The following is an 11,715-nucleotide window of genomic DNA, read 5'->3' as shown; positions in this document are numbered from 1 at the left end:
CGGGGAGCGACAGGAAGAAACATCAATGGGCTGACATGAGGTATTCGGCAATTGGCCCGAGCGCCAGGGCAGGCAGGAAGGTGAGCGCACCCACCACAATCACCACGCTGGTGAGCAGCGTTACAAACAAAGGCGTATGTGTCGGCAACGTTCCCGCGGAAGCGGGTACATGTTTCTTCGCCGCCAGCGAACCGGCCATGGCGAGCATGGCGATCGCCAAGGTGTACCGCGCCCAGAACATGCACACGCTCAGCATCACGTTCCAGAACGGAATGTTCGCGGAGAGGCCGCCGAACGCGCTGCCGTTGTTATTCGCTGCAGATGTCACGGCATAGAGAATTTCGCTGAAGCCATGGGCGCCTGGATTGCCAGCGCTCGCTTTTGCAACCGGCGTCATCACTGCGATAGCCGTGCCGATCACTACCAATGCACAAGGGATCAATACGGCGAGGCTCGCCATCTTCATTTCGTACGCTTCGATCTTCTTGCCGAGGTATTCCGGCGTGCGGCCCACCATCAGGCCGGCAATGAACACGGCGACGACGGCGAAGGCGAGCATGCCGTACAAGCCGCAACCCACGCCGCCGAAGATCACCTCGCCTAGCTGCATCAACCACATCGGCACCAGACCACCGAGTGGGGTGAGCGAGTCGTGCATGTTGTTCACCGCGCCGCACGAAGCTGCTGTGGTGATGGCGGTAAACAGGCTGCTGGCAGCGATGCCGAAGCGCGTTTCCTTGCCTTCCATGTTGCCGCCTGACTGCAAGTCGGATGCGTGCTGATCGATCGAGAGCGTGTGCAGGGTCGGATTGCCGGCTTGCTCGGCTGCCGTTACGCCAATCGCCAGCGGAATAAAGATCACCAGCATGGTGGCCAGGATGGCCCAGCCCTGGCGTTTGTCGCCCACCATTTGGCCGAAGGTAAGGCACAGGCCGCCGGGAATCAGGAAGATCGCCAGCATCTCCAGGAAGTTGGAGAACGGGGTCGGGTTCTCATACGGATGCGCGGAGTTGGCGCCGAAGAAGCCGCCGCCATTGGTACCCAGCATCTTGATCGCAATCTGCGACGCGGCAGGGCCCATCGGCAGCGTTTCCGTGGTGAGCTGCGCGGGCTTGGTCACAGGGTTGCCGGCTGCATCCTTGATGGCGTTGCCGGCCGCGTCGGTGACCGGATTGGCATAGGTGGTGGTTTGCGCCACGGGCACGTCGACATACGGCTTGAAGTTCTGAATCACGCCTTGCGATACCAGCAGCAGCGCAAGCACGAACGAGAGCGGCATCAGCACGTAAAGCGTGGTGCGCGTCAGATCCACCCAGAAATTGCCGACGCCTTTCGCCGTCTTGCGCACGAAGCCGCGGACGACCGCCATCAATACGGCGATGCCGGTGGCGGCAGATACAAAGTTCTGCACTGCCAGCGCCGCCATCTGGGTGAGATAACTCATCGCCGACTCGCCCGAATATGCCTGCCAGTTGGTGTTGGTGACGAAGCTGATGGCCGTGTTGATCGAAAGATCGGGACTTAGCGCAGGAAAATGTTGCGGATTGAGCGGCAGATAGCCTTGCAGGCGCTGGAAGGCATACACCAGCACCATGCCGCACACGTTGAACAGCAGCATGGCAATCGCATAGCGCTTCCAGCCCATGTCTTCCTGCGCATCGATGCCGCACAGGCGATAGATCACGCGCTCGAAACCTGCGCCAGCGCGCGTAAGCCGGTTCGGCTCATCGGCAAACACGTGGGCCATATAGCTGCCCATCGGCTTGATGAGCAACAGCAGCACGATCAGGAAGACGCCGATCTGCAGGAAATCGTTGGCAGTCATTCGAACCACTCCGGCTTCAGCAGCGCCACGCACAGGTAAACCGTCAAAGCCACCGCGATCACGGCAGCCAATCCGTAAAAGAAATTCATGGAGTTCGCTCCGTTATGAAATCGCCGCGGCAAACGCGGTCAACGTGGCCCCAGGCGGTCGCAGAGCAGCAAAAAGCCAAGCGTGGCCGCCGCCAACACGAAGCCGAAAAGTAGATAGACAAAATCCATGGATGCTGCTCGATGTCTCTTCAGGCTGCGCACTTTAGGCAGCAGCGCATAAGAAGCGGGTAGCTAAAACGGCGCGTTGCATAAAGAACGCGTAAATTTTTGCCAGACGGGAACAGATGGACGCCGCGTAGGTTGGGGTACGAACTCCAACACCGCCATGCCGGCCAGCGGAGAGATGTTGGGGTTCGCCCCCCAACCTACCTGCCCAGCTGTGCCTGGATGTCGTTGATCGAGGCCCGGATGCGCGCGGTGAAAACCGATTCCTGGTAATGCAGCAGGATCAACTGCTCGGTGGCGCGCGTCATGGCGACGTACAGCAGGCGCGCTTCCTGGGCTTCGTCCTGACCTTGCTTGGGCAATGCGCCAAGGCCCGGGATGATCACCACCGGAAACTCCAGGCCCTTGCTGGAATGCATGCTTACCAGCTTGACGCTGGCTTCGTCGTCAAACAGCGCGCTTTTGCCGGCACCATCCGCGTGGCGGCTCAAGATGCCGGCCTGTTGCAAGGCGAGGTGGATCTTGTCGCCTTCCCAGTGGTTGCGGAACAACACCGCGATATCCGAAAGGACGCGCCCCTGCTGTTGTTCAAGGCGGATGCGTTCCATGATGGCCCGCAGCTCGGCGCTCGCGCTTTCAGTGCGTATCAGCATGGGTACCGCGCCACGGCGGCCGGCGCTTTCCGGGGCGATCAATGGCACATCGTCATCATCGCCATCGCGTTCATCGAACAGCGCTTGTGCAAAGCGGCGGGCGACGGAAAGAATTTCCAGCGTGTTGCGGTAATTGATGCGCAGGATGGTGGTGCGCCCTTGCGCCTGCACGCCCACGCTTTTCCAGGTGAAGGCCGGCCGGTTGGCGTTGCCGTAGATGTTCTGCGCATCGTCGTAGAGCACCAGCAGTGACTGGGTGGCCGGATCGACCATCTGCACGATCAGGCGATACCACTCCGGTTCGAAATCATGGCCTTCGTCGATCAGCACGGCGCCGTATTGAAAGCGTGGAATCTGGTTGCGCTCCACGCCCTGCATCACCCTTTCCACCATCGCTTCGAAAAAGCCGTCGCCTTCAGGCGGCAGCGGCACGTGATAGGCCTTCAGCATGGCGCGGCACCAGCTGTGGAAGTTGTAGACCTGCACCTTGTCCGCCAGGCCGCGTTCGCCCATCAGCTGGTTCAATCGGGCTGCGAGCGTCTTGTTGTAGCAAAGCACCAGGATGGGCTTGGCCAGCGTGCGCGCGAGATGCAAGGCGCGATAGCCGAGGATCATCGTTTTGCCGGAGCCGGCCACGCCATGGATGATGCGGTGTTCGTCGCCAAGCGAGCGCGCCAGCTGCTCCTGCTGCATGTCCATCACGCGGATCAAATCGGGAATGTCGACCGGCGTCTTGCGGTGATGGTCATGGTCGAAAGCCAGCCCGAACTGGCCTTCGCCCCATTCCACTCGCAGTTCGGGAAACATGTGCCAGCGGATGCGATCGATCTGCGGCAACGTCAGCGCACATGGAAACACTTGCGGGAACATCGCCCATAGGCGTTCCTGGAAATCTTCGGCTTCGACGCTTTCATAGATCTCGTCGCGGCAGATCACGAGATGCGCCGGAATGACCTGGTCCAGTTCGCCATCGGTGAACTGCTTGCGGCTGATGTTGGCCAGCACCACGCCGTACGCCCACGGCATGATCAGCTTGCCGGCATGCCGGTGTTGGGCGGGATGGATCAGCGCCGGGTCGCGTTCCAGTTCTTCGTTGATGCGGATGGCATACGAATGTGCCTGCATCAGCGGATTGATTTCCTTCACCATGCCGCGCTGGGTGATCAGCGTGAACTGGGTTTTGTCGGCGATGATGCGTTCGGGCGCCCAATCCTTTACTTCCAGCACCAGCAGGCCGCGGCGGGGATGGAAGATCACGAAATCGGGCCGGCATTGATGGCGGCCGATCGGCACGTCGTACCACAACAGGTAATCGTCTTCGAGCTTTTGCTCCAGCCGTTCGGACAGGCGCTTTTCGCCAGATGTCATGCGGCCCAGGCAACTGTTGCGGGTAGGGATGAGCTTGGCCATCCTTGCCTTCCTGTCAGGTTCGGCGGTGCCGCCGATCATACGTAGGTTGGGGTGCGAACCCCAACGTTGTGGTGCTGATCGAGAGGGCGATGTTGGGGTTTGCGCCCCAACCTACGTGTCCAGCAAGCGCTTTTCCAGCTTGTTCGCGACCCAGGTCACCAGCAACGCGCTGCCGATGCCTATGGTGACTTCGCCCAGGCGCGTGAGTGCGATGGTCCAGAACGGGCCATTGTGCGGCACCAGCATCACGATGGTGACGGTGGTGGCGCTGAGCTTGCCGGCGCTGCCGATGTTGAAGAGCCAGCACAGCACGATCGATATCGCCATGGTGATGGCATAGACCAGGTAATTGTCCTGCGCCAGATACGAGCCAGTGATGGCGATGGTGGCGCCAATGGCCGCGCCGAGCACCTGGTCGATCGACGACTTGCGCGTATCGATGTAGCTTTGCTGCGTGACGGCGATGGCGGTAAGCGCACCCCAGAACGCCTGTTGCGTATGCAGCAGCAAACCCAGTCCGTAGCCGAGGCTGGCGGCGGCCAGGGCCTGCACTGCCAGGGACAGGCCGTTGACCAGGCGATGGCTCCACGGCAGGCGTTGATAGAGGTCCTGCAGCTGCTGATGGAAGCTGCCGAGTTCGCGGCGTAGTTCGCGAATGGGACGCTCGTTCATCGCGATAACATCCCTACAGTGGCGTGAGCTTGGCGTAGGCCGCCACCAGCCATTTGCTGCCCGCGCTTTCAAAATTGATTTGCAGGCGCGTGTGCGCGCCGCTGCCTTCGGCACTCACCACCACGCCTTCGCCGAAGCTCGGATGACTGACACGCTGGCCGAGTTTGACCGGCATGTCTTCCTGCAGCGAAGGCGCCGGTTCGTTGAAGCGGCCGGCATAGAGCGGACGGCTTACCTGCACGCGCGGGCGTACTTCGTCGAGCAGGGAAGGCGGTACTTCGGCGAGGAAGCGCGACGGGCGCGAGAGCATTTCCGTGCCATGCATGCGGCGCGATTCGGCATGCGTGATGACCAGGCGCTGGCGCGCGCGCGTGATGCCGACGTAGGCGAGGCGGCGTTCTTCTTCCAGCCGGCCTTCGTCTTCGACGGAGCGCTGGCTGGGAAACAGGCCTTCTTCCACGCCGACCAGGAACACCAGCGGAAATTCCAGGCCCTTGGCCGAGTGCAGCGTCATCAACTGCACGCAGTTGTCCCACGATTCGCCCTGGCCTTCGCCGGCTTCGAGCGCGGCATGCGAAAGGAAGGCGGAGAGTTCGCTCAAGCCTGCCTCGATGTCGTCGGGCGTGAGTTCGAAGCGGCTGGCGACGTTGACCAGTTCGTCCAGGTTTTCCACGCGCGATTCGGCATTGCCGCGGCTGTCTTTTTCGTAGAAGTCGCGCAGGCCGGATTGAGTGATGGCGTGGTCGATTTGTTCGGCGAGGGAGAGTGTTGCGGGATTCGGGACTCGGGACTCGGGACTCGGGTCTGGCTGATACGCAAGCAGGTTGCTTTGTGCTTCGGGGGTGGACGGGGTGTTGTCGAGTGCGGCGCTTCTGCCGAGTCCCGAGTCCCGAGTCCCGAGTCCCGCAAACGCACGCGCCATCTCGTCGATCATGGCGAGAAACGCTTTCACCGCATTCTTCGCGCGTCCCGCCAATTCATTGCTGGAACTCAGCTCGCTCAACGAGGCCTCCCACATCGATGTGGCTTCGCTACGCGCACGCCGGCGCAACACATCCAGCGTGCGATCGCCAATGCCGCGCGGCGGCGTATTTACCGCGCGCTCGAATGCCGCATCGTCATGGCGATTGGCGGTGAGGCGCAGGTATGCCAAGGCATCCTTGATTTCTGCGCGTTCGAAGAAGCGCAGGCCGCCATAGACGCGATACGGAACATCGTGCTGGATAAGCTGTTCTTCGAAGTTGCGCGATTGCGCATTGGAACGATAGAGAATCGCGCAATCTTTCGCGTCGCCATGCTCGGCGATGTATTCGCGAATACGCTCGATCACGAAGCGCGCTTCGTCCTGCTCGTTGTACGCGGCGTACACAGCAATGCGATCGCCTTCCTCGCCAGCCGTCCACAACTGCTTGCCGAGGCGATTGCCGTTGCGTTCGATGACGCTGTTGGCGGCCTTCAGGATGGTGGAAGTGGAGCGGTAGTTCTGTTCCAGCTTGATCGTGCGCGCGCCGGGAAAATCGCGCAGGAATTGCTGCACGTTTTCCACCTTGGCGCCGCGCCAGCCGTAGATGGCCTGGTCGTCGTCGCCAACCACGAACACCTGGCCGCTGCGGCCGGCAAGTACGCGAATCCATGCGTATTGCAGTGCGTTGGTATCCTGGAATTCGTCGATCAGCAGATACCGCCAGCGCTGCTGGTAATGCTCCAGTACAGCGGGTTGCTTCAGCCATAGCTCGTGTGCGCGCAGCAGCAGTTCGGCGAAATCCACCAGGCCGGCGCGCTGGCAGCCGTCTTCGTAAGCCTGGTAGATCTGCACCAGGGTGCGTGTCACCGGGTGCTGGTGATGCTCGATGTTTTCCGGGCGCTTGCCTTCATCCTTCCAGCTGTTGATCTGCCAGGCGGCCTGGCGCGGCGGGAAGCGCGCTTCGTCCAGGCCGAGGCCGGCGACCACGCGCTTGACCATGCGTTGCTGATCGTCGGCGTCAAGAATCTGGAAACTTTCCGGCAAGCCGGCTTCACGCCAATGGCGGCGCAGCAGGCGGTGGGCGATGCCGTGAAACGTGCCGACGGTGAGGCCTTGCGTGCCGCCTGGAATCAGGTTTTCCAGGCGCGCGCGCATTTCGCCCGCGGCCTTGTTGGTGAAGGTCACGGCAAGGATCGCCCACGGCGGTACGCGTTCGACCTGGTTGAGCCAGCCGATGCGGTTGGTAAGCACACGGGTTTTGCCGGAGCCGGCGCCGGCGAGGACCAGATAGTGGCCGGGTGACGCGCAGACGGCTTCGCGTTGCGCGTCGTTGAGCGAGTCGATCAGGTGGGAGACATCCATCCGTGGGATTGTAGCGGCTGGGGATGAGCGACGTAGGTTGGGGTGCGAACCCCAACGTTCATTTCCTCGTCGACATCAAAAATGTTGGGGTTCGCACCCCAACCTACCGCTTCGACAGCAGGCCGGCCAGGGCCAGCAGGGCGCCCACTACGATGCCGCTGATACCCATCCACTCCGGAATCGCCTTGTCACGCGTGGCAGTGAACTTGGCCGAGCCGATCTGCAGCAAGGTATCGGTTTGCGTATAGCTGCCGTGGCCGAATACCACCCACAAGCCGCCGACCAGCAGCACGAGTCCCAGGATGATCAGAATGGCGCGCATGGTTCGCTCCGCGAAAAGGTGGGCCGATCATAGGCGCTCGCATCGGGCAAAAGGAAGGCGCCGGTCGCCTTCCTTTCATGCGCGCTTAAAACTTGTAGTCGATCATCAACCGGTTGTAGACGAAGGTCTTGTTGGTCGGGTTGAGGTTGTTGATGCCGCCATTGGACAACTCCCAGCGGTTGCGCAGTGTCAGGCCCTTGAAGACACCGTCCAAATGGTAGATCACGTCGACATACAAGTCGTGGCTGTTGCCGCGGTAGTAGGTGAAGTATTTGGCGTATGCGGTGGCGAGTTCGAGTTTCTTGTCGAACAGGGTGTAAGTGAATTTGCCTTTCCACGCATGGCCCGGGCCGGATTCGACCAGGCCGCGAATCATCGAGGTGGTGTACAGCGGATCGCTGGCGTAATTGGTGGTGAAAGGCGAGATCAGTGCACCGCCGCCGACGGCGCCCTGCTGATGCGCCACCTGGTTGTAGAAGACGTCGAAACGCCCATTCGGAATCACCACGCCCACGTCGCCGCCGATGACGCGGCTCTTGACGTGATTGCCCGCGACACCGAACAACTTGGTGCCGGTTTCGGTAAAGCGATTGTCCACGCCATAGTTCTGCGCCAGGTATTGCGCGCCGACGACCGGATTGAATCCGCTGCCGGTATCGACGACATAGCTGCCCATGGCAAAGGCGCTGCGCGCGAAGTGCAGGAAGTCGTAATAGCGCAATTGCGCATTCACGCCATGGCCGACGTAGGTGGTGCCGCCTTCCCACGTGCCCGGTGCGGAACGCGCATGCAGCGGCAGCGAGCCGTTGTTGCCGTACATCGAATCGCCGTCGTACTTGGAGGGGTAATACAGGTTGTCTGGATACATGCCCTCAGACGTGCGGCTTTTCCAGCTGTATTCGCGCACGGCAAACAGGTTCCAGCCGGTCAGTGGCGTGACCTGCACCTTCAACGCGTTGTACGAGGAAGGAATGACACGCGCATCGTTGTTGCCCATCCACGGATCGTCAGCCAGATATTGATAGCCGCCGCGAAACAGGAAGATGCCATGCTGGTATTGCAGATAGGCCTGGCTGAAGGCCGCGATGGAGTTGCTTGGCCCGCCCAGCGTCGTGTCGACCTTCGCCAACTGATCCGAATGTGTGCCTAGCGAATTGGCCGTGGCGAATGATGCTCCCAGGCTGAAGCCGGTGAGAAACGTACCCGTCTGTGCATTGATCAGCGCGCCAATGGAAAAGGCGTTGGCGTTGGGTACGGTCTTGCTGGCGTAGAGGCGGTCGTAGTTGTAGAGACGCAGATCGCCATCCACATGACCGCTGCTGAAAATGTCATCGCCTGACCACGCGTTGGTGCTGGTCACGGCAAAACCGGCTAACACGACAGCCACTGCCCATCGTTTGGACATGCAAGATTCCCCTGGTTGAATGACGCTGGACGCCCCTGATGCTGGCCGTCACCGGCCGCTCCCCACTCCCGCAGGGGCGTTACCGCATTGTTATGTGCGTTTGCACAAAATCGCAAGGGGTACAGAGGGGAGGAATCTTGTCTTTATGGGACATAATCAGGTCTTTTCGGCCAGCAGGGAGCCTGTATTTTCTTTGTGCAGTGCGCCGTAATTCGATCTTGGTGGCTTTGCGGGCATGCGAAGGCTGGGATGAAGTCCCAGCAGGCCGCAAGAAAGCTGGGAATTCATCCCAGCCTACGCACGCGCGGCTAGAACTTGTAATCGATCATCACCCGGTTATAGACGAAGGTCTTGTTGGTCGGGTTGAGGTTGTCGATGCCGCCGTTGGACAGTTCCCATCGATCGCGCAGTGTCAGGCCGCGCAAATAGCCGTCCAAATGGTAGATCACGTCGACATACAGGTCGTGGCTGGTGCCGCGGTAATCGGTGATGTATTTCGCATAGGCGGCAGTCAGCTGCAGCTTCTTGTCCAGAAGGTCGTAGGTGAACTTGCCTTTCCAAGCGCGGCCAGGGCCGGTCTCGACCAGGCCGCGGATCATCGACGTGGTGAACAGCGGATCGGTGCCGTAATTGGCGGTGTACGGTGAAATCAATGCGCCGCCACCCACAGCGCCTTGTTCGCGCCCGACTTTGTTGTAGTACAGATCGAAGCGGCCGTTGGGAATCACCACGCCAAGATCACCGCCGATGGCGCGGCTCTTCACGTGGTCGCCGGCTACGCCGAACAGCTTGGTGTTGTTTTCGGTAAAGCGGTTGTCCGAGCCTGCGTTCTGCGCCACGTATTGCGCGCCAACGACGGGATTGAAGCCTGTGCCGGTATCGAAGACATAGCTGCCTACCGCGTAAGCGGTGCGCGCGAAGTTCATGAAGTCGTAGTAGCGCAACTGCGCATTCAAGCCGCCATGCACGTAGGTGGTGCCGCCTTCCCAGGTGCCGGGGGCGGAGCGCGCATGCAAGGGCAGGGAACCATTGTTGCCGTACATCGAATCGCCGTCGTATTTGGACGGGTAATACAGGTTGTCTGGAAACATGCCATCGGAGGTGCGGCTCTTCCAGCTGTATTCGCGGATGGCGAACAGATTCCAACCGGCCAGTGGCGTGACCTGCACTTTCAAAGCGTTGTACGAGGACGGAATGATGCGCGAATCGTTGTTGCCCATCCACGGATCATCGGTGAGGTATTGATAGCCGCCGCGAAACAGGAACACGCCGTGCTGGTATTGCAGATAGGCCTGGCTGAAGGTGCCGATCGAGTTGTTCGGGCCGGCGAGCGTGGTATCGACCTTCGCCAGTTCGTTCGAATGCGTGCCTAGCGAATTGGCGGTGGCGAACGACCCGCCCACGCTGAAGCCGGTGAGGAAGGTACCGGTTTGCGCATTGATCAGCGCCGCCACGGAAAAGGCACTGGCGTTCGGCGTGGTCTTGCTGTCGTAGAGGCGGTTGAAGTTGTAGAGGCGCAAATCGCCGTCCACATGGCCGTCGCTGAAAATGTCGTCTGCGTGCGCGGCGCCGCTCGCCGCAAGCAATCCCACCATGGCGGCAGCAAGCGCCTGTCGTTTCAACATGCCAAGTCCCCATCCGGAGTGATCGTGCGCCGAGCTGCCCCGGCTCAACGTTATGTACTCGAGTATATGACGGATTGGGCGCCGCTCAATTTACGGTTTGGCATGTGGAGGGAGCGGCTGCTTAGCGGGTTGTCCCGAGCATCACGCTGGAGGCCTTGACGACGGCCAGCACCGGCACGCCTTCCTTCAAGCCGAGACGGGACACGCTTTCCGTGGTGATGACCGCCGCCATCACGCTGCCGCCTGCCAGTTGGATGCGCACATCGGCGTTTACCGGCCCTTCGATGATCTGTGCGACGGCGCCGGGGAATTGATTGCGCGCCGAAAGCCGCATGCCTTCCTCGGGCAAGGCGAGCAGCACCGATGACGCCTTGATCAGGGCGATGGCTTCGCTGCCGACCTTCAGGCCCAGGTTTTCCGTGCTCTCGCAGGTGAGCGAGGCGACCACGCGTTCGCCGCCGGGCAACTCCAGCTCCACCGTGTCGTTGACCTTGCCTTTGTGGATCGCCACCACGCGGCCGGAAAGTTGATTGCGTGCACTGGTGCGGAACATAAGGCTCCTGATCAGCTTGATGTCGGCAGCGGGAGCTTCCGCAAGGGGCTCGAACTGTTCAAGAAAGCGGCGATGCACCTCTTCCAGTGCTGCGAAGGTTTCGACCAGGCGCTCCCCGCGCTCGGTCAGACGCGTGCCGCCGCCGCCCTTGCCGCCGGCGGCGCGCGTGACTAAGGGTTCGTCCGCCAGGTTGTTCATGGCGTCGATGGCATCCCATGCGCCTTTGTAGCTCATGCCCACGGCACGCGCCGCGGCGGTGATGGAGCCGGTTTCATGAATCTTGGCCAGCAGGGCGATGCGATCAGCGCCGCCGAGCGCCTGGTCGCCGGCGTGAAGGGACAACATGCCTTTGAGCTTGAACATGCCGGCGCCAAGTGGTGAAGGACGGGCGGAGTCTAGCCAAAGGCCGGCATATGTGTTGGTTGCCATGAGTACGTTCCCGCCTCATGGCCGTCATTGACCAGCTTCGCTGTTGTAAAGCGCTTCCGCGAAAGCGGGAATCCATTTTGCTCTGATGCATCCTTAAACATGGATTCCCGCTTTCGCGCATCGCTGTCCGGAGAAAGTTTTGCTTGTTTAAGCGAAATGGCTAAAAAGCTCGTCGTCCCGGCGAAAGCCGGGACCTAGCGACTTGCGGATACTCAAAGGCACTGGACCCCGGCGTTCGCCGGGGCGACGAGTCGCTAGCTTTGAATTTGCTGGGAAAAAA

Annotated in this window: 9 protein-coding genes; all 9 read right to left on the bottom strand. The window is 60.9% G+C overall.

Annotation, left to right across the window (positions count from 1 at the left end):
- Positions 1-22 precede the first annotated feature (22 nt).
- Positions 23-1,825, bottom strand: a complete 1,803-nt coding sequence (gene kdpA / locus VJR68_RS01840) for a potassium-transporting ATPase subunit KdpA (protein ID WP_324145841.1) — start codon at positions 1,823-1,825, stop codon at positions 23-25.
- Complete coding sequence (gene kdpF, locus VJR68_RS01835) at positions 1,822-1,914, bottom strand: K(+)-transporting ATPase subunit F (protein WP_115496368.1); 93 nt, start codon at positions 1,912-1,914, stop codon at positions 1,822-1,824. The genes kdpA and kdpF overlap by 4 nt, the downstream gene beginning before the upstream one ends.
- Before the next feature lie 326 nt (positions 1,915-2,240).
- The gene (locus VJR68_RS01830; RefSeq protein WP_324145840.1) at positions 2,241-4,103 is read right to left on the bottom strand and encodes a DEAD/DEAH box helicase; all 1,863 of its coding nucleotides are present in this window, start codon (positions 4,101-4,103) and stop codon (positions 2,241-2,243) included.
- A gap of 111 nt (positions 4,104-4,214) precedes the next feature.
- Positions 4,215-4,775 carry an FUSC family protein gene (locus VJR68_RS01825; protein ID WP_324145839.1) on the bottom strand — a complete coding sequence of 187 codons (561 nt, stop codon included), beginning with the start codon at positions 4,773-4,775 and terminating at the stop codon, positions 4,215-4,217.
- 13 nt (positions 4,776-4,788) lie between these two features.
- Entirely contained in the window at positions 4,789-7,101 is a 2,313-nt protein-coding gene (locus VJR68_RS01820; RefSeq protein WP_324145838.1) for a 3'-5' exonuclease, read from the bottom strand.
- Positions 7,102-7,204: 103 nt separating this feature from the next.
- Entirely contained in the window at positions 7,205-7,423 is a 219-nt protein-coding gene (locus tag VJR68_RS01815) for a hypothetical protein (RefSeq protein WP_324145837.1), read from the bottom strand.
- Positions 7,424-7,508: 85 nt separating this feature from the next.
- On the bottom strand, positions 7,509-8,828 hold the full coding sequence (locus VJR68_RS01810; protein ID WP_324145836.1) for a hypothetical protein: 1,320 nt from the start codon (positions 8,826-8,828) through the stop codon (positions 7,509-7,511).
- 308 nt (positions 8,829-9,136) lie between these two features.
- Entirely contained in the window at positions 9,137-10,453 is a 1,317-nt protein-coding gene (locus VJR68_RS01805; protein WP_324145835.1) for a hypothetical protein, read from the bottom strand.
- A 121-nt stretch (positions 10,454-10,574) separates the two neighbouring features.
- A complete protein-coding gene (locus VJR68_RS01800) occupies positions 10,575-11,435 on the bottom strand; it encodes a TOBE domain-containing protein (protein ID WP_324145834.1) in 861 nt (286 codons plus the stop codon).
- Between the last annotated feature and the right edge of the window lie 280 nt (positions 11,436-11,715).

This window comes from Dyella sp. (assembly GCF_035277725.1).
In the GTDB taxonomy this organism is placed as follows: domain Bacteria; phylum Pseudomonadota; class Gammaproteobacteria; order Xanthomonadales; family Rhodanobacteraceae; genus Dyella_B.
Note: the sequence above shows the minus strand (reverse complement) of the source record. Positions and strands in the feature narration are given on the sequence as shown.